At 72.4% G+C, this 26,405-nt stretch carries 18 protein-coding genes; 6 read left to right on the top strand and 12 right to left on the bottom strand.

All coding sequences use genetic code 11. The features are described from left to right. Window positions 1–26: 26 nt before the first annotated feature. The 5 genes from N787_RS06855 to recC form a co-directional block, all read right to left on the bottom strand. Window positions 27–1,610 carry a phage tail sheath family protein gene (locus N787_RS06855; RefSeq protein WP_034212015.1) on the bottom strand — a complete coding sequence of 528 codons (1,584 nt, stop codon included), beginning with the start codon at window positions 1,608–1,610 and terminating at the stop codon, window positions 27–29. A gap of 149 nt (window positions 1,611–1,759) precedes the next feature. After that, window positions 1,760–3,043, bottom strand: coding sequence for an MHYT domain-containing protein (locus tag N787_RS06860; protein WP_052575227.1), 1,284 nt, complete (start codon window positions 3,041–3,043; stop codon window positions 1,760–1,762). Between the two features lie 193 nt (window positions 3,044–3,236). Continuing rightward, window positions 3,237–4,973 (bottom strand): exodeoxyribonuclease V subunit alpha, encoded by a 1,737-nt coding sequence (recD, locus tag N787_RS06865; RefSeq protein ID WP_052575228.1) that lies wholly within the window; start codon window positions 4,971–4,973, stop codon window positions 3,237–3,239. After that, on the bottom strand, window positions 4,970–8,488 hold the full coding sequence (locus N787_RS06870; RefSeq protein ID WP_034212017.1) for a UvrD-helicase domain-containing protein: 3,519 nt from the start codon (window positions 8,486–8,488) through the stop codon (window positions 4,970–4,972). The genes recD and N787_RS06870 overlap by 4 nt, the downstream gene beginning before the upstream one ends. Continuing rightward, window positions 8,485–11,883 (bottom strand): exodeoxyribonuclease V subunit gamma, encoded by a 3,399-nt coding sequence (recC, locus tag N787_RS06875; protein WP_169742292.1) that lies wholly within the window; start codon window positions 11,881–11,883, stop codon window positions 8,485–8,487. The genes N787_RS06870 and recC overlap by 4 nt, the downstream gene beginning before the upstream one ends. Window positions 11,884–12,124: 241 nt before the next feature. Between recC and N787_RS06880 the strand changes: the two genes are divergently transcribed. Genes N787_RS06880 through queD form a run of 3 tightly spaced genes read left to right on the top strand, consistent with a single transcriptional unit; the run spans window position 12,125 to window position 13,429 of the window. Further along, a complete protein-coding gene (locus tag N787_RS06880; RefSeq protein WP_034212019.1) occupies window positions 12,125–12,325 on the top strand; it encodes a hypothetical protein in 201 nt (66 codons plus the stop codon). After that, complete coding sequence (locus tag N787_RS06885; RefSeq protein ID WP_156968942.1) at window positions 12,322–13,029, top strand: hypothetical protein; 708 nt, start codon at window positions 12,322–12,324, stop codon at window positions 13,027–13,029. The genes N787_RS06880 and N787_RS06885 overlap by 4 nt, the downstream gene beginning before the upstream one ends. Window positions 13,030–13,072: 43 nt before the next feature. Next, window positions 13,073–13,429 carry a 6-carboxytetrahydropterin synthase QueD gene (gene queD, locus N787_RS06890; protein WP_034212023.1) on the top strand — a complete coding sequence of 119 codons (357 nt, stop codon included), beginning with the start codon at window positions 13,073–13,075 and terminating at the stop codon, window positions 13,427–13,429. 89 nt (window positions 13,430–13,518) lie between these two features. Here the strand turns inward: queD and N787_RS06895 are convergent, their stop codons facing one another. The 4 genes from N787_RS06895 to bioD form a co-directional block, all read right to left on the bottom strand. Beyond that, window positions 13,519–14,142, bottom strand: a complete 624-nt coding sequence (locus N787_RS06895) for a TetR/AcrR family transcriptional regulator (RefSeq protein WP_052575230.1) — start codon at window positions 14,140–14,142, stop codon at window positions 13,519–13,521. Next, on the bottom strand, window positions 14,139–17,252 hold the full coding sequence (locus N787_RS06900) for an efflux RND transporter permease subunit (RefSeq protein WP_034212025.1): 3,114 nt from the start codon (window positions 17,250–17,252) through the stop codon (window positions 14,139–14,141). Before N787_RS06900 ends, N787_RS06895 begins: the two co-directional genes overlap by 4 nt. Window positions 17,253–17,270: 18 nt before the next feature. After that, entirely contained in the window at window positions 17,271–18,443 is a 1,173-nt protein-coding gene (locus tag N787_RS06905) for an efflux RND transporter periplasmic adaptor subunit (protein WP_034212026.1), read from the bottom strand. 230 nt (window positions 18,444–18,673) lie between these two features. Then, on the bottom strand, window positions 18,674–19,339 hold the full coding sequence (bioD, locus tag N787_RS06910) for a dethiobiotin synthase (protein WP_034212093.1): 666 nt from the start codon (window positions 19,337–19,339) through the stop codon (window positions 18,674–18,676). Window positions 19,340–19,438: 99 nt separating this feature from the next. On the opposite strand from bioD, the gene N787_RS06915 reads away from it, so the two are divergent. Together N787_RS06915 and N787_RS06920 are read left to right on the top strand one after the other, a co-directional pair. Further along, the gene (locus N787_RS06915; protein WP_034212028.1) at window positions 19,439–19,927 is read left to right on the top strand and encodes a GAF domain-containing protein; all 489 of its coding nucleotides are present in this window, start codon (window positions 19,439–19,441) and stop codon (window positions 19,925–19,927) included. A 21-nt stretch (window positions 19,928–19,948) separates the two neighbouring features. After that, window positions 19,949–20,350, top strand: a complete 402-nt coding sequence (locus tag N787_RS06920; RefSeq protein WP_052575231.1) for a TfoX/Sxy family protein — start codon at window positions 19,949–19,951, stop codon at window positions 20,348–20,350. 18 nt (window positions 20,351–20,368) lie between these two features. Here the strand turns inward: N787_RS06920 and dinG are convergent, their stop codons facing one another. From dinG to glmS, 3 genes are read right to left on the bottom strand one after another with little or no spacing between them, the layout of a single operon-like run. Then, entirely contained in the window at window positions 20,369–22,486 is a 2,118-nt protein-coding gene (gene dinG, locus N787_RS06925; protein ID WP_034212030.1) for an ATP-dependent DNA helicase DinG, read from the bottom strand. A gap of 27 nt (window positions 22,487–22,513) precedes the next feature. After that, entirely contained in the window at window positions 22,514–23,092 is a 579-nt protein-coding gene (locus N787_RS06930; RefSeq protein ID WP_034212032.1) for an LOG family protein, read from the bottom strand. 4 nt (window positions 23,093–23,096) lie between these two features. Further along, window positions 23,097–24,920 (bottom strand): glutamine--fructose-6-phosphate transaminase (isomerizing), encoded by a 1,824-nt coding sequence (glmS, locus tag N787_RS06935; protein WP_034212034.1) that lies wholly within the window; start codon window positions 24,918–24,920, stop codon window positions 23,097–23,099. Between the two features lie 214 nt (window positions 24,921–25,134). Between glmS and N787_RS06940 the strand changes: the two genes are divergently transcribed. Next, the gene (locus N787_RS06940; RefSeq protein WP_034212096.1) at window positions 25,135–26,403 is read left to right on the top strand and encodes an efflux RND transporter periplasmic adaptor subunit; all 1,269 of its coding nucleotides are present in this window, start codon (window positions 25,135–25,137) and stop codon (window positions 26,401–26,403) included. Window positions 26,404–26,405 lie beyond the last annotated feature (2 nt).

The following is a 26,405-nucleotide window of genomic DNA, read 5'->3' on the forward strand; positions in this document are numbered from 1 at the left end:
GACCCCGCCCTGGTTTCTTGACGTACTCATGGGGTGGGCGGGTCGGCGGGCAAGGCCGCCAGGTCCAGCCGGAGGATCACGAACTCCGCGGGCCGCAGCGGCGCGAAGCCGACTTCGAGATGCACGCGTCCCTGCGCGATATCGCTGGCCGTGTGGGTGCTGGCATCGCAGCGGTAGTAGAAGGCCTGCTGCGGGGTGGCGCCCTGGAAGGCACCTTGCCGGAAGAGCACATGCAGGAAGTTCCCGACCGCGAGCCGCAGCGCGGCCCAGAGCGGCTCGCCGTTGGGCTCGAACGCCGCCCATGCCGTGCCTTGCTGCAGCGAGGTTTCGATCATGGCGGCCGTGCGGCGCACCGGCAGGTAGGCGCCGAGCGATCCCGACCCGGTCGCGCCTGCCAGGGTGCGCGTTCCCCAAGGCACGATCGAACGCCCACCCGGCAGGAAGCGCAGCGGGCAGATGCCCGCGTGGTTCAGGTCCGCCAGGTCCGCTTCGGTCGGTGCGCCCGACGCCCGCCCCGCCAGGCACAGGCCCCGCACGCCGCGCAGCGTGGCCTCCGCGCCAGCGGGCGCTTTCCACACGCCGCGCTGGCTGTCGGTGCGGGCGATCAGGCCGGCCATCGCGGCACTGGGCGGGACGCACGCGGGGGCGCCGACCGCACCCGCGTCCGCCGGGCGCAGCCACGGGTGGTACATCGCCACCCAATCGCGCGGCAGGTCCTGCCAGCCTTGGGTGCGTGCGACCAGGTCCGCCGCGGTGGCGTCCGCCGGCCCGTCCATCAGCAGCACCGCGCGCCGGGCGGCACAGAACACCGCGGCCGCGCGCCAGCTCGCGTCGCCGTTGTCGGCGGTGTCCGGCGTGAACGGCGGCAGGCACAGCAGGTTGAACCCCGTCGCCACATCGAGGGCGTACATCCCGGTGCCCGCCGCTTCGTTCGCGGCGTCGGTTACTTCGAGCGCACCGATCGGGAGGCCGTCGTCACCACTGGCCGGATCCGCGGACGCCGTGCCGGCGACGGCGCCCTGCCCGTCCGCGGGCAGCGTGGCGATGCGCACCAACTTCGAATCGCGGGCCAGCACGTCCGGGGCGAAGCGGGCGCTCGCCGGATCCAGCGACAGGCCGATGAACCGCTCGATCACGCCGCTGCCGCCCCGGCCGGCGGCATCCCGCGTCGCGTCCGCTTCGTCGGACACCACCAGGTCGAAGGCGGTCGGATCGCCCGCCGCATCCGCCGGGAGGGCCAATTGCGCCGAAAGGTTCCGGCCCCAGGTCCCCGGCGACGCCGCCACCAGCGACAGCCCACCAACCAGCGCAATGACCGCCTGTTGCGCGCGCCCCGCGCCCTCGCGCGTCGCCACGCGGACGATCAACGCGACCGCGCCACCGTTCTCGAAATACAGCCGCACCGCGCGCGCCATCGGGGCGGGCGCCCAGTCACCGCCGAAGACGCGTTCGAACTCGGCGAGGCCGGTGATCCGCACCGGAACATCGACGGGACCGCGCCAGGCGCGGCCGACGAAGGCCGTGGTGCTGGTGGCCACCGCGGGAATGACGCGCACCGCCGAGCCCACTTCCTCGACATGGACACCGGGGTAGCTTGGCGGTTCCGGCATGGCGCGACTCCCTGGGCCCGACAGGGAAGGGCACGCGCTGCGCCGCCGGAAGCGGACACGCCAGCCGCCGCATCAACGGCCTCGCCCGGCGCGAGGTGGCGGCCTGTCCGGGCTTCGTCGCCCGGGCCGCCCCGGGGCGAACCCGGCCCTCAGGCCGCGGACGTGCGCGTCGGCAGATCTTCGTCGGCCTGGAACCCAAGCAGCGTGCTCAGGCTAGGTCCGCCGTGCGCGGCCAGCGCCTGGCTCAGCTCCACCAGCGAATCACCGCGGGCAGCGGCGCGCAGCATGAGCATCTGCGGGGTGTCGCCGTCCTCGGGCGCCATCGCCAGGCCGAAGGCAAGGCGCACGCCGCGCGCGCCGGCCTGCTCGGTCACGCGCTGCAGCACCGGAACCAGCGCCTGCACGCTGCGCTGCAGCGCGTAGGGATTGAGCATCATCAGCAGCTGGTCTGGCGAGGTGCGGGCGATGATCACGCCGGTCGGGGCCAGGGTCTGAAGCGCACGAGCCACCGCGGGCAGCTCGGTGCGGCCGTCGGCGCCGTCCTCGCGCTGCACGCGCAGGCTGACGATGCCGAAGTACGGCGTGTCCGAGGCCAGCGCCTCGCCAATCAGCTGGCTCAGGCGCGGGCGGTTGGGCAGGTTGGTCTCGCGGTCCACGAAGGCCAGCAGCTCCAGCCGCTCGGCGGCGGCCTGCGCCTCGCGCTTGGCCTGGATGGCCTCGCGCGCATCCCGCACCGCGAAGAAGATCGCCAGGCCCAGGCCGATCAGGGACAGCAGCACGGTCGGCGTGGTCAGCGAGCCGCCGTCGAGCAGGTTGCCCGGCGCGCAGAAGGCACCGGCCTCGAAGGTGACCGCGGCCATACCGGCATAGTGCATGCCGGCGACCGCGACGCCCATCGCCAGCGAAGCGCCGATGCGGCGGGCGACGTCGGCCCAGGAGCGGATCGAGCGTAGCGCCGACACCAGCACCAGCGCCGCGCCCGAGGCCACCACGGCGATGATCACGGACACGGTGAACCAGAACGGGTCGTAGCCCAGGCCCGGGTCCATCTTCATCGCCGCCATGCCCGAGTAGTGCATGACGCAGACGCCGGCGCCCATGGCCAGCGCGCCGAGGCCGAGGTTGAGCTTGTTGAGCTCGCCGCGGCTGACGATGAACAGCGCCAGCGCCGAGACCAGCACCGCGGCGACCCACGAGAACACGGTGATGCCGAGGTCGTAGGTGATGGTGATCGGCATCATCAGCGCCGACATGCCGACGAAGTGCATCGCCCAGATGCCGCTGCCCATGGCCAGCGAGCCGCCGGCCAGCCATTTCATCCACTGGTCGCGGCGGGAGAAGAGACGGCCGGCGAACTCAATCGCGACGTAGCCCGCGAGCGCGGCGATGAGGATCGACAGCGCGACGAGGATGGGATCGTAAGTGCCTTGCATGGTGTTGCCCCTGTAGGTTGGCCGCGGAGGATGCGGCCCGCGCGATACAGGGGTGGTGAGCGCAGGGCGAGGCCGGCGTGAATGTGTGATGCAGGTCCGTGCTGGGTGGGGCGATGGGCGCAACGAAGGGTTGCGCCGATGTTATCGGGTGGCCTGGCGACCTGGCGACTTGGCGACCTAGCGGCCCAGCGCGTCAGCGTGAAAGGCGATCGCGCAGGCCGCCGGCGCGCGGCAGGGCGCGCGCTAGCGCATTTTCCAGGCTCGCCTGCGGCCCCCAGATTTCCACGGCGCGGCGCGCGCGCGACAGCGCGGTGTAGAGCAGCTGGCGCGAGAGGATGCAGTGCTCGGGGTCGGGCGGAAGCAGCACGGCCACTTCGCCGTACTCGCTGCCCTGGCTCTTGTGGATGGTGAGCGCCCAGGCCGGGGCGTGCGCAGGCAGGGCGCCCGGCGTGAACGCGCGCGCGCCGCCCTCGGCGGCTTCGAACCACACGCGCAGCTCGCCGTCGGCGCCACGCAGGCACAGCCCGACGTCGCCGTTGAACAGGTCGCTGCCGTAGTCATTGCGCGTCACCATCACGGCGCGGCCGGAGAACCAGTCCTGTCCGGCGGGGACCTCCCAGCGCTGGCGCAGGCGGCGCTCGATGGCGTCGTTGAGCGCGACCGCGCCGAACGCGCCCTCGCGCAGCGCGCACAGCAACTGGCGGTCGGCGAGCGCGCGCAGCGCGGACAGCGCGGCGGCCGAGGCGTCGTCGCCGGCGGGCAAGGCCGGTGGCGCGGCCTGGTCAGCCAGGGTGTCGGCCCAGCGCCGCAGCACGCGTGCCAGCGCGGCGGTGTCTTCGACCGGGCGCAAGCGGGCCTGGCCATCGGCCTGGGCCAGCGCCGCCTGCAGCGCCGCCGGATCCCCGGCACGCACGGCCTCGTTCACGGGCAGCAAGCGGGTATCGGCGCGGAAGCTGTGGCGCAGGCGCACCAGGTCGGCGGCGCCCTCGGCCTCGAGCACGGCCACCAGGTCGCCCAGCACCGCGCCGGCCCCGACCGAGTCGAGCTGGTCGGCATCGCCCACCAGCACCAGGGTGGCGCCGGGCCGCAGCGCGCGCAGCACGGCGCGCAGCTGGGAGAGGTCGAGCATCGAGGCTTCGTCCACGACGACCACGCCCGCGTCGATAGGGGAATCCGGGCCGCGCTGGAACGCATTTCGCCGCGGCGACCAGCCCAGCAGGCGATGCACGGTGAGTGCCTCGCCGCCGGCCAGCGCGTCGAAGTACGGCGCCCAGTCGGTCGGCAGCGAAGCCCGCAAACGCGCAGCCTCCAGGCGCACCGACTGCACCAGCCGCTGCGCCGCCTTGCCGGTGGGCGCGGCGATGGCGAGGCCGTCGCGGGCGGCGATGCCGTCGCGCAGCAGCCGCAGCAGCATGCGCAGCACGGTGGTGGTCTTGCCGGTGCCGGGCCCGCCGGTGAGCAGGAACAGGCGGCGGCCGCCGACCGCAGCGACGGCGGCGCGCTGGGCGCCATCGCGCGCCGGATCGCCGCCGGGGAAGAGGGCCGCGAGCTCGGCCGCGGCCATCGGCAGCGGCGTCGCGGCGTCGCGAAGTTGCGTGATCCGTGCGGCGACCTCGCCTTCATGCGCGAAGTTGCGCCAAAGGTAGAAGCGTCCCGCGTCATCAAGCACGAAGGGGGACTGGCGCGAGCCGTCGCTTACCAGCGCTTCGCCCGCGATGCGCCCGGCCTCCTCGCCCGGGTCGAGCTGCAGCGCCGTGTGGCCCGCCTGTTCGGCCAGCACCGCGCGCGCCGCGAGCTCCGAGAGCCGTGCCGAACCGCCGTGCGCCAGCACCCAGCGCGCCAGCACCCGGGCCAGCGCGCGCTCTTCCGGGCGCGCGGCGAGATCGGCGGGCAGGCGCGGCGGGGCGCCGTCGTAACGCAGGTGGTTCATGCGGCCTCCCCGCGGGCCGCGAGCACCGCATCGACGGCGTGCAGCAGCGCGTCATCAAATCGTTCGCGGAACACGCCTGCGCCCGGCGCCAGCCCGGCGCCGCGCACGAACAGGTACACGTAGTCGCCCAGGTGCGCGGCCGGCGAGTAGCCCGGCACCCGCTGCGACAGCAGCCGGTGCACGGCCACCGAATACAGCAGCGCCTGCAGCCGGTAGTGGCTGTGGTCCATCGCGGCGCGCAGCGCCTCGCCGGTGTAGTCGGCGAGGCGTTCGCCCAGCCAGTTGCCCTTGTAGTCGAGCACGTGGAAGCGGCCGGCGTGCCCGAACACGAGGTCGATCTTGCCGGTCATCAGGCCGCGCAGGCGCTCGAGCGACATCGCCGGCACCAGCCCGGGCTCGCCGTGCGCGGCGCAGGCGGCGCGCAGCGCGCTGGCGCGGGCGTCGTCGAGCGCGAAGTGGAAGGCCATCTCGGCGCGTTGCGCGTCCGGCGGCACCGCGCCCAGCGACAGGCCCGGCCAGAGTTCGGCGGCCAGCGCGGCGTCCATGCGCGCGGCCAGCGCGCCGGCCAGTTCGGGCAGCGGGGTATCGCTGTCCACGCCGAAGGCTTCGAGCTGCCCGAGCACGAGGGCCGACTGCGCGGCCAGCGGCTGGCCATGGTCCCGCAGCTCGAAGGCGGCGTGCAGGGCGTTGCCGAAGGCGGTGCCGCGGGCGCCGGCGAGCGCAAGCAGCGCAGGGTGCGGCGGCTCCACCGCCTGGGCCGCTGGTTCGAGCACGGGAAGCTCGGCCTCGTCATCGGCCGGTGCCTCCTCGGTGACGCGGCGGATGCCGCCGACCAGCGACGAGAAGCTCAGGCGCTGCCGCAGCCGCGCCGCCGCCGGGGGCACCAGCGCGCGTCGCGACGGCTCGGCGGCGACCGGCACCGAAGCGCGCGACGCCGCGCCGCGCGGCCAGCCGTCCTGCCACGCGATGCCGGGCAAGCGCTCGCGCGGCAGTTCGAGCAGCGCCGCCATCATCGCGTCCAGCGGCGCGCGCTGGGGATCCACGGGCGGCGCTTTCGCGGCCTTGGCCTCGACCGAGGGCACGCGGTCGGGCGACAGCGTGTAGACGTGGCAGGCATGGACCGCCCGCGTCAGCGCCACGTACAGCAGGCGGAAGCGTTCGTCCTGCGTGTCCCAGGCCAGCCGTTCGCGCGCCGCGGGATCGAAGGCCACGACCTTGCCGGGCAGGCCGTCGCGCGGCACGAGGTAAGGCGTGTGGATCTGCGTGGTTTCCTGCGCCCACATCAGCGGCAGCAGCACGATGTTGAACTCCAGGCCCTTGCTCCGGTGCAGCGTCATCAGCTGCACGCGGCGGGCGTCGGATTCGATGCGCAGCTGGCGCTCGTCGGCGGCGTCGCCTTCGTCGTCGCCGGCGCGCTGGTCGGCCAGCCAGGCCAGCAGTTCGCGCGGGCCGGCGCTGCGCTCCGCCTGGCGCTGCAGCAGCTCGCCGAGGTGGCGCAGGTCGGTGAGGTCGCGCTCGCCGGTGGGGTGGGCCAGCAGGCGCCCGGCGGCGTCGGTGGCCAGGAGTTGCACCACCGCCAGCACGCCGCGACGCCGCCAGAGTTCGCGCAGCTGGCGCCGCCTGGCGGCGATCGCGTCCCAGCCCGCGGGGTCGGCGTCTAGCGCCTCCAGGCTCGCCAGGGTGCCGCCCCACAGGCGCGTGAGCAGCGCGGCCCGCAGCGCCGCCTCGTCGTCCTCGGCCAGCAGGCCGTGGAGCACCACGTCGAGCTCGAAGGCCCAGTCGCCGGCGAAGACGCTGTCGCGCGCACCGCCCACGCAGGGCACGCCGCGCGCCTGCAGCCGGTGCCGCAGCGCCACGATGTCGTCGTTGCGCGGCAGCAGCACCGCGATGTCGCCCGGCTGCAGCGGCTCGGTGCCGATGGCGTGCGCGCCCGGCGCCAGCAGCTGCGCGACGTGGTCGGCGCAGGCATCGAGCGCGCGGCGCCGGCGCGCGGCCTGGGTGCCCGGGTCGTCGGCCAGGTGGTGCAGCACCAGCGGGCGCTCCACCGGCTGGCGGGCCTGCAGCAAGGGCGTCTTGTCCTGGCGGTCGCTCGCCTTTACCGGCGTGTAGTGGATGTCGGCATGCTCGCCGCGGCCCAGCGCGGTGCCGGCGCCCTCGTAAAGCGCATTCATCGCGGCGACCAGCGCGCGCGAGGAGCGGTGGTTGGTGTCGAGCGACAGCAGGTGCGAGGCGTCGAGGCTGGCGCGCCGGTAGGCGTGGATGTCGCCGCCGCGGAAGGCGTAGATGGCCTGCTTCGGGTCGCCGATCATCACCAGGCGGCCGCGCGGCGCGCCGTCGGCATCGCGGTAGAGCCGGTCGAGGATGCCGTACTGCTGCGCGTCGGTGTCCTGGAACTCGTCCACCAGCGCCACCGGCCAGTCGGCGTAAAGCGCGTCGGCCAGCGCCGGCCGCGCCAGCAGCGCGGCGTGGGCCTGCCGGATCATCTCGTCGAAGGTGGTCTGGCCGCGCGCGGCCAGCCGCTCGTCGCGCCAGCGCGCGGCCATCGCGACCACGTCGCGCCAGAAGCGGAGCTTCGGCAGGTGGCGCGCGGCGAGCCAACGACCACCGACGCCGCGAATCGCGGCAATCGCGGGAATAGAATCAAACGCCTCGACGCGCGCGGGCGCGACCTGTCCCGCAATGTCCCAGCGGACGATGCGATCGAGGTGATCCTCCTTCGGCCACTCGCGTCCACCGTCCAGAAGCTCGGCCAGCGCGGCCAGGCCCGTGCGCAAAGTGGCGTTCTTGCGAGTGAACCAGCTGACGTCGGCCACTACTTCGCGCAGCCGCTCTGGAACGTCGGGAGGCAATTGGGCTGAAATCGCGGCGATATCCTCGCCGTCCGCCTCGATCCGCACGCCTGGCCGCATCAGCTTCGACAGCGTCTTGCCGAAGGTCGAGAGCTTGATGTCCTCGAGCCCGGCGTCGTCCAGGGCCGTGATGTCCTCGCCCTGCTGCAGCACGCGCCAGGCATCGCGCGCGAGTTCGTCCATCAGGGCCTGGTCGGCGGTGGGCTCGCCGGGTTCGAAGCCGGTGCCGCCCTCGAGCGGATGCTCGGCAAGGATGCGGCGGCAGAGCCGGTGCAGGGTGCCGACCGGCGCGCGGTCGAAGTCGGCCAGCGCCAGCTGCAGCCGGCGGCGATCCTCGGCGCGGCGCTCGCCATCGACCCAGCGTGCGGCCAGCCAGGCGGCATCCTCGGCCGGCTCGCCTTCGGGCGCGCCGGCATCGAGCTGGTGCAGGGCATCCACCAGGCGTCGGCGCAGACGCTCGCGCAATTCCTGCGCGGCGGCTTCGGTGAAGGTGGTGACCACGATCTGCTCGACGCCGCGGCGCGGCGCGGACTCCAGCAGCAGGCGCAGGTAGAGCACGCCGATTGTCCAGGTCTTGCCGGTGCCGGCGCTGGCCTCGACGAGGGCGCGGCCGTCGCCCTCGAGCGGCAGCTCGCGCCAGTGCGCCACGCGGACGGCCCCGCTCATTCGGCCCCCGGCGGCGTGTAGCCGATCGCTTCGGCCAGGCGCGCGGCGTCGAGCAGCACGCGCTCGACGTCCTCCTCGCCGGCGGCCAGGCGCAGGCCGCGCCCCAGCAGCCGCGCGTAGCCCGGCACGTAGGCGCGCTCGCTGCGCCAGGCGTCCTCGACATCCTTGCCGGCGAGCGCGGCATCGGCGCTGCGCGGGAAGAACCACGGCGCCTGCGACGGCGGGCGGGCCCAGGCCTCGAGCACGACCTGCACGCGCGCGGACAGGCCCTGCATGAGCACCTCGCGCAGCTCGCCCTTGGCCTGGAAGAGGGCCTCGTCATCCGCGCGCAGCCGGTCCTGCCAGGGCGTGCCGGGCTTGGGCATCAGCGCGCAGACGCGGATGCGTCGCGCGGCGTTCTCCGGCGCCAGCCGCAGCAGCGCCCAGCGCAGGAACAGCGCGATGCGGTCGCCCAGGTAAAGATCGGCCTCCTTGTTCCGGTGCGGGAAGGCCTCGAACACCCACAGCGTGTCGTCACGCCCGCGGATGCCGGCGAGGTCGCCCGACAGCGTGAAGCGACCCAGCTGGCGGCACAGCGCCGGCGCCTCCACCAAGGGCGCCAGCGTCGGCCGGAACAGGCCGGCCGCGTCTTCGCGCGCGCCCGCCATCGTCACCAGCGCGCGGGCGGCGTCGGCCTCGGCGCGCCAGGCGCGCGCGCCGAGCGCACCGGCGGGCAGCACGCCGCCCAGCACCAGGTGCTCGGGCGGCATTTCGTCGAGATCGAACGCCGGGTCGGCCAGCGCCGCCAGGCACAGCCCGCGCGCGGCGCGGTCGAGCGGCTCGAGCCTGGCCTCCAGCGGTTCGTCCTCGGCCAGGGCGTCGTCGTCGAGGGCATCGAGCCGCGCGCGCAGGCGCGTGGCCAGCAGTTGCCGGGCCGGATCGCGGAAGTGCCGCAGCAGCGCATCGAGCGGCACGTCCCTGGCCGCGACGTCGGCGGGCACGATCTTTTCCGACAGCAGCCGCCGGGCGTCGGGCACGGTGGCGACCATGCCGGCGTGGTCGGCGTCGAAGCTGAAGAAGCGCGGATCGCGGCCGTCGAAGTAGCGCGCGTCGAAAGGCTGCAGCGGGTGCTCGACGCGCCAGTCGGGCGACGCCTCGCCCTCGCCCGGCGGCAGCGCGGCCATCAGTTCGGCCAGCGGCGAGGCGGGGTTGCGGGCGCGGCCGTCCTGCGCGTCGCGGCCGACGTAGCTCAGGTGCAGCACGTCGCGCGCCGACATCACCGTTTCGAGGAACAGGTAGCGGTCGTCGCTGCGGGTGTCGCGATCGCCGAGCCGGCGCAGGCCGGGCTGGCGGATCGGATCGAGGCCGGCGTCGACGTCGCCGCGCGGGTATTCGCCTTCGTTCAGGCCCAGCACCGCGACCACGCGGAACGGGATCGCGCGCTGCGGCACCATGCCGCAGACGGTGATGCCGCCGGCGAGGAAGCGCTGGCGCGCGGGCACGGCGTCGAGCTTTTCCTCCAGCCAGCGGCGCACCACGGAGAACGGCAGCGGCGGGTCGAGGCCCGCATCGCGCGGTTCGGTGGCGAGGCCGCGCAGCAGGGCGCGCAGCGAGGACATCGCGTCGCGCGCGGTGGGGTCGGAGGGGTCGGGCTGCAGCAGCGCGTCCACGCGCTCCTCGAGCCGGCGCGCCCAGGCGCTGGCAGGCAGGCTGGCCGCGGCATCGGCGCGCAGCCCGGCCACCTGCTGCAGCACGTGGTCGAACGCACCCAGCGCCAGCGCCGCCCCGGCATCCACGCCCGGCACCGGCGCCACGGCTGAATCGTCGGGGAAACGATGCACCGGCTCGGCCGCTTCATCGCCGAACACGAAGCTGGTGACCAGGCGATCCATGGCCCAGGCCATCGTGTTCTCGGCGCGCGCGGGCACGCCCATCGAGGCGCGGAACGCGGGATCGAGGCCCCAGGCCGCGCGCGCGCCGGCCAGCCAGCGCGCCAGCGCGTCGAGCGCGTCTTCGTCGAGGCCCAGGCGCCGGGCGACATCGGGCTGGCCGAGGAAATCCAGCAGCTCCGGCGCGGTCAGGCGCGAGGCCGGCAGCGCCAGCAGCCGGCGGAACGCGGCGTGCAGCGACGAGGCGCCCGCCATCGGGATGTCGGCCAGGTGGTAGGGCAAGTCGCCGCCGCCCTCGCCCGCCGGCCCGAACACGGCCGGCAGCAGCGGCACGTAGGCGGCGATGTCGGGCGCCATCACGACGATGTCGGAAGGCTCGATCGATGGATCGTCGGCGCGCGCCTTCAGCAGCACGTCGCGCAGCACCTCGAGCTCCCGCAGGCGCGTGTGGCAGGCGTGCACGCGCAGGCTGGCGTCGGCGCGGCGCGCGTCCTGCCCGCGCGGATCGGTGCCCGGCAGCGAGGGGTCCAGCCGCCGCAGGCTTTCCTGCACGCGCGCCAGCCGCGCGACCGGCTCGACGTCGGCGCCGGCTTCGTCGCGGAAGTGGCGCACGTCCAGCCGCGCCTCGAGGTCCTGCAGCTGCAGCATGAAATGCTGGCCGAGCCGGCCCCAGGCCGCCAGCAGCGGATGGGTTTGCTCGAGGAACCAGGCTTCGCTCTGCTCGGAATGCGGATCCTTGGCCAGGGCGCGCAGGCGCGCGGGCTCGGTGCGCAGGCCGGCCCAGAACTCGCGGCAGGGATCGGGCACGTACAGCACTACCGGGCGGCGCACGGCCAGCGCCTGCAGCACCGCCAGCTCGGCCGGCGCCAGGTGGCTCAGGCCGAAGACGTGCAGCGGCTGGTCGGCATCGGGCACCGGCGGCGCGGCGCGCAAGCCGGCGGCCAGCGCGGCCAGGCGCTCGCCGCGGTGCGGATCGGCGCCGAGCCGCTGGCGCAGCGCCTTCCACAGCACGGGGTGGAAACCGGCCGCATCGAAGCCGCGCTTGCCCGCGGCCCAGTCGCGCAGCCAGTCAGGGCGATAGGCCATGTACTGCGTGTAGATGCGGGCCAGGCGGTCGGCCAGCTGGAAACGGCGCAGGGCGGCGTCGCCGCCTTCGAGCGCGGCGCGCAGGCCCGGGTCGGCCGGGCGGTCGAGCAGGGCGTGCAGGTGCCAGCGCAGCGACTCACGTCGCCAGGCGCGCGGGGACACCGCGTTCTCGCCCAGCACCTGGCGCGCCAGGCCATCGAGGAAGGTGGACGGCAGCACGATCTCGAGGTTGGCGACGATGCCGCCCGGACCGCGATGCGCCGCCAGCGCGCCGGCCAGCCACTGCCGCATGCCCGGATGCGCGGCCACGACCGTCTGCGGCGCCAGCGGCGAGGCCGGCGCCTGGGTGCGTAGCAGGTGGTCCAGCGGTTCCAGCAGCGCCTCGAGCCGGCTGGCCCGGAACACCGTGATTCCCTCGCTGGCGCGTTGTTTCCAGTCCACGGGCATCCGCACAGCCTAGCCGATCAGGGCCGACAGACTGCCGCGAGGAAGTCTCGCGGACCGAGACGCCCGCGGCCGGCCTTGCATTTTGAAGGCCGTGCCGCTGCCCGCCGGGCAAATCGCAGGGTCGCGGGCCGTCCCGATGCGCCGACGCCGCCCCGGAGCGCATTCCGCGTGGCTGGCACGGTTCCTGCTCCCGTCTCCTCAGGTTCCACCATCCCCCCGTGCGAGGAGTCCCGACATGACCGTGCTGATCCGCGAAGAGTTGAATGACGCCGACCTGGCCTGGGCCGCCGCCGATCCGGCCGTGGCGGGCGTGGTGGGACAGCTCGTGCAGGCCCGGCGATCGCTGGGTGCCGGCGACGGCCCCGGCCGCGCGCCCGCGTGGGTGGAGGCCGGCCCGGTGCCGCCCGCGGAGCTGCGCGCCCGGGGTGCCTTGTGATCGGCCGGGTGCTGGGCCTGCTGGCGCTTGGCGCGTCGGTCGGCCTCGTGGAGCCCGGGCCGGCGGTCGGCACGTCCACGGCCCTCGAGCCTGCGGACGCCGCGGTGGCGGCGCACAACCCCGACGCCCGCCTTCATGTCGCCATCGAGGCCGCCCTGCAGGCCCACGTGCCCGGCGTGGCCGGTCGCGACTGGGTGCTGCACGACCTCGAGCGCACCGAGGCAGGCCCGGGCGAGCCGGTCTTCATCGTCGCCACCGGCGCACTGGCCACGCCCGGGGCGCCCGAAACCCAGGTTCGCCTGACCGGGCGGTTCGACCCGGCCGCGGGTGAGCTGCGTCGGGTGGCTTACCGCCTGCAGCCCTCGGCCACCGACGAACACCGCGAGCCGCCGGCGTCCGAGCCGCACTGGAACGTGCAGGCCGCGGTCAACCACGCCTTCACCCAGGTGCTGCCGGACGAGCAGGTCGCCTTCGCCCTGGGATCCGCGGAGTCCACCCGGGTCCAGGGCGGCGGCCGCCGCTTCGACGGCAGCGGCATCGGCACCTGGAACGACGCCGATGCCCGCTTCGTCGCCTTCACCCTCACCCTCTCCGCCACCGGCGAACTGGTCGCCTTCGACTACAGCACCGCCCAGCAAATGAACCAGGTTCATTTGTCGGACGCGGCCGCCCCGGCTGGCCTGGCGCTCTCCACCGACAAATGAACCTGGTTCATTTGTGGGTCGCGTACTGGCCTAGAATGGCGGCATGGATATCTTCAAGGTGTTTCGGATCGAGGCGGCGCACCGGCTGCCGAACGTGCCGCCCGGGCACAAGTGCGCGCGGCTGCACGGACATTCGTTCGCGGTGGAGCTGCACGTGGGCGGCACGCCCGATCCGCACACGGGCTGGATCATGGATTTCGGCGACATCAAGGCGGTGTTTGCGCCGATCTACGACCGCCTCGACCACCACTACCTCAACGACATTCCGGGCCTCGAGAACCCGACCAGCGAGAACCTCGCCCGCTGGATCTGGGATGAACTGAAGCCGGCCCTGCCCGCGCTCTCGCTGGTGGTGGTGCACGAAACCTGCACCTCCGGCTGCCGCTACGCCGGCCACTGACGAAAAAAAGGGGTCAGAGTAAATATTTGTTTGAATCGGCCGCTCGCGGCCATCGATTCAAACAAATATTTACTCTGACCCCTTTTTTTCTAAAGGCAGAGGGCGGTGACGGCTTCCTGGAGACTGCGGCGCAGGACCTCGCGGTCCTGGGCGGGGTCGCGGACGTAGCAGAGGATCAGGCCGTCGACGAGGCAACGCATCACCACGGTGCGGCGGCGCAGGGCCGCGGCGTCCAGCGGCTTGCCGGCGGCTTCGGCGCTGCGCTGGACCAGCGCTTCGAAATCCACCCAGATCTGCGGCTCCTGCGCGGTGACGACCGCGGCGATGTCCGGGTCGCGCGTGGCCTCGGCCGAGACCTCGAGGAACAGCGCGGCGTCGAAGCCGCCTTCGCAGGTCATGCCCGGCCCGGTCTCGCGCCAGGCGTCGATCTTCTCCAGCAGCTTCTCCACCAGCTCCGAGCAGGTCGCGATGCCGGCCAGCGCCTCGCGCCGCTCCTCGCGCTGCTCGTCGGTGATGGCGCGGATGATCGCCGCCTTGTTGGTGAAGTAGCGGTAGATCAGGCCCTGGCTCATGCCCGCCACTTCGGCGATGGCCGAGATGCTGGCGCCGTGGAAGCCGCGCTCGGAGAAGCACACGCGCGCGGCATCGAGGATGCGCACACGCTGCGCTTCCGCGCGCGCGCTCACCTTCTCGGGCGACGGCGCCGGGCTCACGACGCGCTCGCCTTGCGGTAGAACACCCGCCGCACCGCCACGAAGAACAGCGGGATGAAGAAGATGCCGAGGAAGGTACCGGCCAGCATGCCGCCGACCACGCCGGTGCCGATCGCGCGCTGCGCGCCGGATCCCGCGCCGGTGGCCAGCGCCAACGGCAGCACGCCGAAGCCGAAGGCGATCGAGGTCATCAGGATCGGCCGCAGGCGGTCGCGGATCGCGGCCAGCGTGGCCTCGACCAGCTCCATGCCCTTCTCGACGTTGGCCTTGGCGAACTCGATGATCAGCACCGCGTTCTTCGACGACAGGCCCACCGTGGTCAGCATGCCCACCTGGAAGTACACGTCACGCTCGAGCCCGCGCAGCGCGGTGAACAGCACCGTGCCCAGGATGCCCAGCGGCACCACCAGCAGCACCGAGGTCGGGATCGACCAGCTCTCGTAGAGCGCCGCCAGGCACAGGAACACGATCAGCACCGAAAGCGCGTACAGCATCGGCGTCTGCGCGTTGGCCACGCGCTCCTGGTAGCTCTGGCCGCTCCACTCGATGCCGAAGCCCTCGGGCAGTCCGGCGGCGATGCGCTCCATCTCGGCCATGGCGTCACCCGAACTCACGCCCGGCGCCGGAGTACCGGTGATGTTGATCGCCGAGGCGCCGTTGTAGCGCTCCAGGCGCGGCGAGCCGTATTCCCAGTGCGTGCTGGCGAAGGCGGAGAACGGCACCATCTCGCCGGCCTCGTTGCGCACGTACCAGAGCTTGAAGTCCTCCGGCACCATGCGGTACGGCGCATCCGACTGCACGTACACGCGCTTGACGCGGCCACGGTCGATGAAGTCGTCGATGTACTGGCCACCCCAGGCCACCGACAGCGTCGAGTTGATGTTGGCGATCGGCACGCCCAGCGCCGCGGCCTTGGCGTTGTCGATGTCGAGGCGGAACTGCGGGGTGTCCTCCTGGCCGTTCGGGCGCACGCCGGCCAGCAGCGGGCTCTGCGCCGCCGCGCCCAGCATCTGGTTGCGCGCCGCCACCAGCGCCTCGTGGCCCTTGCCGGCGTTGTCCTTGAGGTAGAGGTTGAAGCCGCCCGTGGTGCCCAGCTCGGTCACCGGCGGCGGCGCCAGCGCGAACACCATCGCGTCCTTGATCTGCCCGAACGCGCCCATGGCGCGGCCGACGATCGCGTTGACGCTGGACTCCTCGCTGGTGCGCTCGTCCCAGTCCTTTAGCTTCACGAACACCATGCCGTTGTTCTGCCCGCTGCCGGCGAAGCTGAAGCCCTGCACCGAGAAGGTGGACTCGATGTGCTCCTTCTCGCCCTCGAGGTAATGGCGCTCGACCTGCTCCATCACCTTCTGCGTGCGCTCCTGGGTCGCGCCCACCGGCGTCTGCACGATGGTGAACAGCACGCCCTGGTCCTCGTCCGGAAGGAAGGACGACGGCACCCGCGCGTAGATGAAGACCATCACCAGCGCCAGCAGGCCGTACAGCGCCAGGAACCGGCCGCCGCGGCGGATCATGCCGCCCACGAAGCCCTGGTAGCGCAGGTTGCCGGCGTCGAACTTCTTGTTGAACCAACCGAAGAAGCCCTTCTCGCCGTGGTGCTCGCCTTTCTTCAGCGGCTTGAGCATGGTCGCGCACAGCGCCGGCGTCAGGATGATCGCCACCAGCACTGACAGGCCCATCGCGGACACGATCGTCGCGGTGAACTGGCGGTAGATCACGCCCGTGGAGCCCGTGAGGAAGGCCATCGGGATGAACACCGCCGCCAGCACCATACCGATGCCCACCAGCGCGCCGGTGATCTGGTCCATGGATTTGCGCGTGGCTTCGAGCGGCGACAAACCTTCCTCGCTCATCACGCGCTCGACGTTCTCCACCACCACGATGGCGTCGTCCACCAGCAGGCCGATCGCCAGCACCATCGCGAACATGGTCAGCATGTTGATGGAGAACCCGAGCGCCAGCAGGATCGCCAGCGTGCCCAGCAGCACCACCGGCACCGCGATCGTCGGGATCAGGGTGGCGCGGAAGTTCTGCAGGAACAGGTAGATCACCAGGAAGACGAGGATCACCGCCTCGATCAGCGTCTTCACCACTTCATTGATTGAGACCCGCACGAAGGGCGTGGTGTCGAACGGGATGACCACTTTCAGGCCCGGCGGGAAGCCCGGCCGCATCTGGTCCATCAACTCGGCGATGCCGTCGGCGGTGGAGAGCGCATTGGCATTGGTCGCCAGCGACACCGCCACGCCCGAGGCCGGCTGGCCGTTGTAGCGGCTGATGACCGAGTAGTTGTCGGAACCCAGCTCGACCCGCGCCACGTCGCCGAGCTTGAGCACCGAGCCATCGGTGCCGCTGCGCAGGATGATTTCGCGGAACTGCTCCGGCGTCTGCAGCCGATCCTGCGCGGTGATGGTGGCGTTGATCTGCTGGCCGTCGATCGCCGGCGTGCCGCCCAGCTGGCCCACCGCCACCTGCGCGTTCTGCGCGCGGATGGCGGCGATCACGTCGGCCGGCGCCATCTTGTAGGTGTTGAGCTTGCCCGGGTCGAGCCAGATGCGCATCGCGTACTTGCCGCCGAACACCTGCACGCTGCCCACGCCCGGCACGCGGCTGAGCGGGTCGACGATGTTGGCCGCCACGTAATCGGAAATGTCGCCGCGGTCCATGCTGCCGTCGGTGGACACGAAGCCCAGCACCTGCAGGAAGCCCGAGCTGGCCTTGGTCACGCCGATGCCCTGCTGCTGCACGATCTGCGGCAGCAGCGCGGTGGCGCCCTGCAGCTTGTTCTGCACCTGCACCTGGGCGATGTCCGGGTCGGTGCCTGTCTCGAAGGTGAGCGTGACGCTGACGCTGCCGTTCGAGTCGCTGGTGGCCGACATGTAGTCGAGGCCGTCGAGGCCGGTCATCGACTGCTCGATGATTTGCGTCACCGAGTTCTCGACCGCCTGCGCCGAGGCGCCAGGGTAGCTGGCGTTGATGGTGACGGACGGCGGCGCGATGGTCGGGTAGCGCGAGATCGGCAGCTGGGTCAGGGCCAGCAGGCCGGCCAGCATGATGATGATCGCGATGACCCACGCGAAGATCGGGCGATCGATGAAGAACCTTGCCATGGTGTCGGTCCCGCCTTCTTAGTTGGTCGCGGCGGTGGCCGGCGCGTCGGCGCCGGCGGGCGGCGTGGCGCCCGCCTCGACGGCGTTCGCCTTCGCACCCGGCTGCACCTTCTGCAGGCCCTCGACGATCACGCGGTCGCCGGCCGACAGGCCGCCATCCACCAGCCACTGGTCGCCCAGGGTGCGGTTGGCCTGCACGGTGCGCTGCTCGACCACGCCTTCGGGCGTCACCACCATCGCGATGGCGTTGCCCTTCGGGTCGCGGGTGATGCCCTGCTGCGGCACCAGCACGCCGTCCGGGCGCTGGCCCATGTCCACGGCCGCGCGCACGTACATGCCCGGCAGCAGCAGGTTGTCGGGGTTGGGCACGACCACGCGCAGCGCGTAGCTGCCGGTGGTCGGGTCCACGGTGACGTCGGTGAAGGCGAGGCGGCCGGCCTCGGCGTAGGTGCTGCCGTCTTCCAGCAGGATCTTCACCGGCACGCCGTCGGCCTGCTCGAGCTTGCCCTCGGCGATCTCACGGCGCAGCTGCAGCAGTTCGCTGCTCGACTGGGTGAGGTCGACGTAGATCGGGTCGAGCTGCTGGATGGTGGCGAGCGGCGCGGCCTGGTTCGCGGTCACCAGCGCGCCGGCGGTCACCGAGGACTTGCCGATGCGGCCGCTGATCGGCGCGACGATGCGGGCGTAGCCCAGGGTCACGTCGCTGGCGGCGAGGTTGGCGCGGGCGGCGGCGACGTCGGCCTTGGCCTGGGCCCAGGCGGCCTGGGCGCGCTCGTTGTCCTGGGCGCTGACCAGCTTCGCGCCCGCCAGCTCGAGCGAACGCTTCGCGGCCAGGCGCGCCGACAGCTCGGCGGCCTCGGCGCGGGCCAGGTTGGCGCTGGCGTTGTCGCGGCTGGCGCGGTACGCGGCGTCATCGATGGCGTAGAGCGGGTCACCGGCCTTCACCAGCCCGCCCTCGTCGAACAGGCGGCGCTCGACGATGCCCGTGGCCTGGGGGCGCACTTCGGCGACCAGGAAGGGCGTGGTGCGGCCCGCCAGCTCGCGGGTCAGGCTCACCGGCTCGGCCTTGAGGGTGACGACCGCGACTTCCGGAACCGGCATCGGCGGCGGGGCGGCGTCCTGGCCGCAGGCGTTCAGGGCCAGGGCGGCGGCGAGCGCCAGGAACAGCGGGGCAAGGGGGCGGGATGACATGGAAGCCTCGAAAAGGAGAAGCGGCGCCCCGGATCCGGGAGAGTGCAGACCCAAGGCGCCAAAGAGTGAACGGTCATTCTATTTTTGAAACCTGTACTGTCAAGTGCAGTAAGGTCGAATGACGAGTGACGCAGCGTCCCGCGGACAGGGCGGATTCAGGGGCGGGACAGCCAAGGGCCAACGCGGGTCCATGCCGGGCCTGGCCGGCGCCAGGCCGCCGCAGCCCGGTCTCAGGGGGCGGACAAGTGCCCGGCCATCATTGCCGGGTCGGCCCCCGGCGCATGGGGCAGCACGCCCAGGCAGGGCACCGGCAGCGCCGCGCGGACCAGGTCCACGTACGCGTCCGGGAAGCCGGGCTCGACGGTGCTGCCGATCCAGCCGGCCAGGCGGCCGCCGTCGGCGGCGATGGCCCGGGCCGTGAGCCGGGCGTGGTTGAGGCAGCCCAGCTTCAGGCCGACCACGAGGATCACGGGCAGGTCGAGCGCCTTCACCAGGTCGGACTGGTCCAGGCCGTCGGCCAGCGGGGCCAGCCAGCCGCCCACGCCCTCGACCACCACGCGGTCGGCCATCGCGGCCAGCGCCGCGTAGGCCTCGAGCAGCGGCGACAGCGTGACGGTGACGCCGGCGGCCCGCGCCGCCAGCTGCGGCGCGGTCGGGTCGCGCAGGGCGACCGGGTTGACCAGTGCGTACTCGGGCACCGGATCGCTGGCGGCCTGCAGGGCCAGCGCGTCGGCATTACGCCAGCCGCCCGGCGTCGGCACGCAGCCGCTGGCCACCGGCTTCATGCCCACCACCCGCGCCCCGCCCCGCCGCAGCGCATGCACGAAGGCCGCGCTGGCGAAGGTCTTGCCGGCATCGGTATCGGTGCCGGTGATGAAAACGCCGCGTGAAGCCATGGAAGTGTCGTTGCCCATGCCGAGATTTTATCAGCCATGCGGCGGGTCGAGACTCACGCGGGGCCGCTGCTACACTGGCCCTATTTGCGAGAGGCAGCGATGTTCCAGACCGGCACCTTGGAAGGCAGCAAACCCGAGCAGTACGCACAGCTCTTGGAGCAGGCCCGCGGCCTGATGCACGGCGAACACGACCGCACGGCCAATGCCGCCAACCTCTCCGCGCTGGTCTACCACGCGCTGCCCGACCTGAACTGGGTCGGCTTCTACTTCTTCGACGGCACCGAGCTGGTGGTCGGTCCCTTCCAGGGCCATCCGGCCTGCGTGCGCATCGCGATCGGCCGCGGCGTCTGCGGCACCGCCGCCGCCACGCGCGAGACGCAGCGCGTGCCGGATGTCGACGCTTTCCCGGGCCACATCCCCTGCGACTCGGCCTCGCGCTCGGAGCTGGTGGTGCCGCTTTTCCAGGGCGAGCGGCTGGTGGGCGTGTTCGACCTCGACAGCCCGCGCCTGGACCGCTTCGACGAAGACGACCAGCGGGGCCTCGAGGCGATCGCGCAGGCCTTCATCGATTCGCTGCCGCCGGCCTGAGCCGGCACGCCAGGAGACGGGATGAACTCGGGCACCAAGCTTCGCAACATCGGACCGAAATCCGCGGCGTGGCTGCGGCAGACCGGCATCCGCACGCAGGAGGACCTGGTCGCCGTCGGCGCCCTCGCCGCCTACGTCCGGGTGAAGCGCGCGGGCTTCAAGCCCAGCCTCAACCTGCTGTACGCGCTGGAAGGCGCGATCCTGGGCTGCCACTGGCAGGAAATCCCGGACGAACGCCGCAGCGAGCTGGTGCTGGCCGCGGGCGAGGAAGTCGCCAAGCTGCCGCTGCCCAAGAACAAGCGCATGCCCGCCGCCGGCCCGGTGACCACCACCCACAGCGATGACGGCGACGGCGCGATGCCGGAGCCGGATTTCGGCTTCGACGATCCGGTGGCGATGGGCGGCGACGGCGGCGCGGACTGAGCCCGCCGCGGTAACGCGTCAGGCGCCGGCGATCATCCGGCGGTACGGCGGCAGGCTGTCGAGCAGCGTGCGCCCGTAGCGCTTCACCACCACGCGGCGATCGAGCAGCACGATGCGGCCGCGGTCCTGCTCGGTGCGGATCAGGCGGCCCATGTACTGGGTCAGCGTGCGCTGAGCCTCGGGCAGCGCGACTTCGAAGAAGGCCGAACGGCCGCGCGATTCGTACCACTCGGCCTTGGTGGCGCCCACCGGGTCGGACGGCATCGCGAACGGCAGCTTGGTGATCACCACCGTGGTGGCGAGCTCGCCCGCGAGGTCCAGGCCCTCGCCGAACGAAGCGAGCCCGAACAGCGTGCTGCCCTTGCCCTCGCGGATCTTGCGCGCATGCAGGTCCAGCAGCTCGGTGCGCGATCGCGAGCCCTGCACCAGGGTGCGGATCGCGCGCGCCGGCGACAGCAGCGCGACCACGCGCTCCATCTGCTTCCACGAGGTGAACAGCACCAGGTTGCCGGCGTCCCAGTCGAGCTCGTCCTCGATCCAGCGCGCCACCTCGTCGGTGTGCTTCGCGGCGTCGTCGGGCAAGGTTTTCATCGCCGGCACCGACAGCACCGCGCACTCGGCGAGGTCGAAGGGGCTGGGCAGGCTGGCCAGCTCCCACTCGCGCGGGATCGCGGCTTCTTCGCAGAAGTGGCGGAAGTCGCCGCCGTTCGCCAGCGTCGCCGACGTGACCACCACCGAATCCACGCGGCTCCAGACCAGCCCGCGCAGGATGCCGGCGGCCGAGACGGGCGCGGCATGGCAAACCAGGCTGCGGTCCTTCGCGACGGTGATCCAGCGCGCCATCGGCGCCCAGCCCGCGGCGTCCTCGCGCGCCCAGCGCTGCCACAGCGCGGCGGCGTCCTGCAGGCGTTCGACCAGGCGGCCCAGGTTGCGCACCAGCTGGTCGTCGGGCTCGGCCTTGCCGCCGTCTTCCTTGGGCAGCGCGGACACCAGCGCGTCGGCGAAGCGGCTGAGCTTGCCGAACAGGCGGTCGAGCTCCTGCGCGTCGGCGCGCCAGTCCTCCGGCAGCTGGCCCATCGGCGCGCGCCAGGTGGGCTGCGCCTCCATCGGGTCGGGCGTCCACGCCAGCGCCAGCTTGTCCTGGAAGTCGCGCAGGCCGTCGCGCGCCTGCGTCACCAGCTCCTGCACCTCGGTCGGGGCCAGCCCGGCGATGGTGTCCTTGCCGCTGCGCACGAAGGCCACCGACAGCGGGCCGCGGCCGCGCTCGAGCGCTTCGATGCCGGTCGGCAAATGCAGCTGCGCGGCGTCGGCGTCGATGGCCTTCGCCGGCAGGTGGTGGCCTTCGTCGAACACGAACAGCGCCTTCGACGGCATCGGCAGGATCGGGTTGTCGCCCTCCTCGCCGTCGGGCAGGCCCAGCGCGGCCAGCACCAGGTCGTGGTTGGCGACGACGATGTCGGCGGCCTTCAGCGCGGCGCGCGCTTTCAGGTAAGGGCAGGCCTCGGCGAAGGCGCACCGCGCGCGCGTACACGCGCCGGCCGAAGTGGTGATGCGGCCGCGCAGGCCGTCAGGGATCGGCACGGGCGCGATGTCGAGGTCGCCGCTCCACTTCCCGTCCTGGAACTCGCCGGACAGGGTGCCGATGATCTTGGCTTCCTCGGCGCTCGGCGTGCGCGAATACGCCGGATCGAAATCGAACAGCGACTCACCGGTGTCGCCGCCCGCAGCCTCGGCGAGGTTGCGCAGGCAGGCGTAGCGCTGGCGGCCCTTCGCGATCGCGACCGCGGCCGCCAGGCCGGTGTCGGCGAGGAAGCGCGGGATATCGCGCTGCACGAGCTGTTCCTGCAGGCTCACCGTGGCGGTCGCGATCACCAGCGGGCGCTTGTGCGCGAGTGCGATCGGCACCGCGGCCGTGAGGTAGGCCAGGCTCTTGCCGACGCCCGTGGGCGCCTCGATCACCGCGCCGCCGCCGCTCGCGCCCAGCGCGCGCGCGGCGATCGCGATCATCGCGTTCTGGGCGCCGCGCGGCTTGAAGCCGGGCGACTGGCGCAGCGCCTCGAGCGCGCCGCGGATGCCGACCTTGTCGTCCTCACCCAGCGTGCGCGGTGGCTCCGGGGTCTTGCCGGGTTTCTTCATCGGGCGCCGCCATGACGCAACGCGGGCTTAGCGGACAACCGCGTATTCCCGCGCATCCTCGCGCCACTTCGGCGTGGCGGCGATCGTCGGCAGCACGTCCTCGACGCGGTCCACCAGCGACCACATCGCGTGGTGCTCCGGGTTCATGAACTTCTGCTCGATCACCTGCTGCATGAAGGCCTGCAGCGGCGCATAGAACCCGTTCGTGTTCAGCAGCAGGATGGGGCTGAAATAGATGCCCAGCCGCTTGAGCGTGATCGCCTCGAACAGTTCCTCGAGCGTGCCGCAACCACCGGGCAGCGCCACCACGGCGTCCGAGCCGGTGAGCAGCTTGTGCTTGCGCTCGCGCATGTCTTCGACCAGCTCGAGCTGCGTCAGGCCCGGGTGGCCCCACTCCAGGTCGGCCATGAAACGCGGCAGGATGCCGATCACCTCGCCGCCCTTCGACAGCGCACCGTCGGCCAGCGCCCCCATCAGGCCTTGCGAGCCGCCGCCGTAGACGACGCTGCAGCCGTTGGCCGCGAGGGTTTCGCCGAGCCGGCGCGCGGCGGCGTGGTATTCGGGCGCCACCTGGGCGCTGGAGGCGGCGTAGACACAGACGCGCATCGGCTTACTCCACCGTCACGGACTTGGCGAGGTTGCGGGGCTGGTCCACGTCGGTGCCGCGCAGCACGGCCACGTGGTAGCTCAGCAGCTGCAGCGGCAGGGTGGAGATCACCGGCGCGGCGATCTCGCCGGCGGCCGGCAGGATCACCACGTGGGCGGCATCGAGGCCGTGGGCCACGGTCTCGTCCACGAAGGCGTAGAGCTGGCCGCCGCGCGCGCGCACTTCCTCGAGGTTGGACTTGAGCTTGTCGATCAGGCGGTCGTTGGGCGCCACCGCGATCACCGGCATGTCCTCGTCCACCAGCGCCAGCGGGCCGTGCTTGAGCTCGCCGGCGGCGTAGGCCTCGGCGTGGATGTAGCTGATTTCCTTGAGCTTGAGCGCGCCCTCCATCGCCACCGGCCAGTGCGTGCCGCGGCCGAGGAACAGCGCGTGGTGCTTGTCGGTGAAGCGCTCGGCCAGGGTCTTGATCTCGGCGTCGAGCTTGAGCGTCTCGACGATCAGGCCGGGCAGCTGCTCGAGCTGGCGCACGCCGTCGGCATAGCGCGCGTCGTCCAGGCCCTTCACGCGACCCAGCGCCAGCGCGAACAGGGCCAGCGCCACCAGCTGGGTGGTGAAGGCCTTGGTCGAGGCGACGCCGATCTCGGGGCCGGCGCGGGTCATCAGCACCAGCGACGACTCGCGCACGATCGAGGACTCGGGCACGTTGCACACCGCCAGCTGCGCCAGGTAGGGCATCTGCTTGGCGAGCTTGAGCGCGGCCAGGGTGTCGGCGGTTTCGCCCGACTGGGAAATGGTGAGGAACAGCGTGCCCTCGCGCACCACCGGGTCGCGGTAGCGGTATTCGCTGGCGATCTCGGTCGTGCACGGCACGCCGGCCAGCTGTTCGATCCAGTAACGCGCCACCAGGCCGGCGTGGTAACTGGTGCCGCAGGCGATGATGTGCACGGCCTGGGTCGCGGCCAGCAGCTGCTCGGCCTCGACGCCGAAGATCTGGGTGAGCACCTTGCCGCCGGCGATGCGGCCTTCGAGCGTGTCGGCCACGGCCTGCGACTGCTCGTGGATCTCCTTGAGCATGTAGTGCGCGTAGTCACCGCGCTGCACGGCGTCGGCGTTGAACTGCGATTCCTTGACCTCGCGCTGCACCTTCTCGCCGGCCAGCGTGTACACCTGCACGCCGGCGGTGGAGAGTTCGGCGACGTCGCCTTCCTCGAGGTACAGGAAGCGGCGGGTCAGCGGCAGCAGCGCGTGCACGTCGGAGCCGAAGTACTGCTCGCCCTCGCCCAGGCCCACCACCAGCGGCGAACCGAGGCGCGCGCCGACCAGGGTGCCCGGCTCGCGCGCCGACACCACCACGATGGCGTAGGCGCCGTGCAGCTGCGGCACGACCTCCTGCACCGCCTGCAGCAGCGTGCGGCCGGCGCGCTGGGCGCGCTCGACCATGTGCGCGATCACTTCGGTGTCGGTCTGCGAACTGAACTCGTAGCCTTGCGCCTGCAGCTCGGCACGCAGCGCGGCGTGGTTCTCGATGATGCCGTTGTGCACCACGCTGACCTGGCCGGACACGTGCGGGTGGGCGTTGCCCTCGCTCGGCACGCCGTGGGTGGCCCAGCGGGTGTGGGCGATGCCGCAGTGGCCGTCGAGGCCGGTTTCAAGCTGCAGCGCGGCGAGGTCGCGGACCTTGCCCTTGGCACGCAAACGGACGATGCCGTCAGGGCCGAGCAGGGCGACGCCGGCCGAGTCGTAGCCGCGGTACTCCAGCGCCGCCAGCCCGTCGATCAGGTGCTTAACGATGTTGCGCTGGGCGCTGATGCCTACGATTCCGCACATGGAGACTGATTCCGGTGGAATAAAGCCGTCAGTTTACCGGATGCCGCGACCACGCCTGCTGTACCTGCGGCCAATGTCCGAACTTTCTCGGTGCGGACGCCGGACGGACGGCCGCGGACGCCGTTCGCCGGCCCGGACAGGCTTTCCAATCAAGCACTTGGGGCTTGGCACGGCTCGTGCATTTCTTTCCCCCGACCTTGCCATGGAACCCGACATGATCCGCGACACTTCCGCCCAGGACCGCGCCGTCACCCCGCCCTCTGGCCACCGCCGCCGCGGCCTGCTGGCCAAGGCCGCCATCGGCGCGGCCGCGGTCGTTGCCCTGGTGCTGCTGGTGATGGGCTGGTCCTCCAGCGACCGCTCGGTGTCGGCCGCGCGCGTGCGCATCGCCGACGTCACCCAGGGCACCTTCGTCCGCGACGTCGCGGTCGAAGGGCGGGTGGTGGCCGCGGTCAGCCCGACGCTGTACGCGCCGGTGGGCGGCACCATCACGCTCACTGCCCAGGCCGGCGCGACCGTGAAGCGCGGCGACGTGCTGGCGAAGATCGATTCTCCCGAACTGACCAACGAACTCGCGCGCGAGCAGTCCACCCTGGCCAGCCTGGAGGCCGAGGTCGGCCGCCAGCGCATCACCGCCCGCCAGGCCAGCCTGCTGACCCGCCGCACCACTGACGAGGCCGAGCTGGCCCTGACCACCGCCCAGCGCGAGCTGCAGCGCGCCGAGCGCGGCCACGGCCTGGGCGTGGTGTCCGAAGTGGACCTGCTGGCGGCGCGCGACGCCGTGCGCTCGGCCGAGATCCGGCTCAGCCACGCCCGGTCCGACAACGGCCTGGCCCAGCAGTCCACCGCCTTCGACCTCACCACCCGCGAACGCGCGCTGGAGCGCCAGTCGCTCGTGGTGGCCGACCTGCAGCGCCGGGTCGAGGACCTGCAGATCCGCGCGCCGGTGGACGGCATCGTCGGCACCGTGTCGGTGACCGACCGCGCGGTGGTGGTGGCCAATGCGCCGCTGGTCACCGTGGTCGATCTTTCCCGCCTGGAAGTCGAGCTGGAAGCGCCTGAAACCTACGCCGACGACCTGGGCATCGGCATGAGCGCCGACGTTCGTATCGGCAGCGTGCAGGCGCCGGGCAAGATCAGCGCGATCTCGCCGGAAGTGGTCGCCAGCCGCGTCCGCGTCCGCGTCGCCTTCGAGGGCGAGCAGCCCGCCGGCCTGCGCCAGAACCAGCGCGTCAACGCCCGCATCCTGATCGACGAGCGCGCCGACACCCTGATGCTGCCGCGCGGCCCCTTCATCGAAGCCCAGGGCGGCCGCACCGCCTGGGTGGTCGAGGACGGCGTCGCCGTGCGCCGGCCGATCCGCCTCGGCACCGCCAGCGTGACCCACGTGGAGGTGCTCGAAGGCCTGGCCGTGGGCGAGTCGGTGGTGATCGCCGGCACCGACACCTTCGACGACGCCGAACGCGTCCAGCTCAACGACTGATC

Origin of the sequence: Arenimonas metalli CF5-1 (genome assembly GCF_000747155.1) — a bacterium.
In the GTDB taxonomy this organism is placed as follows: domain Bacteria; phylum Pseudomonadota; class Gammaproteobacteria; order Xanthomonadales; family Xanthomonadaceae; genus Arenimonas; species Arenimonas metalli.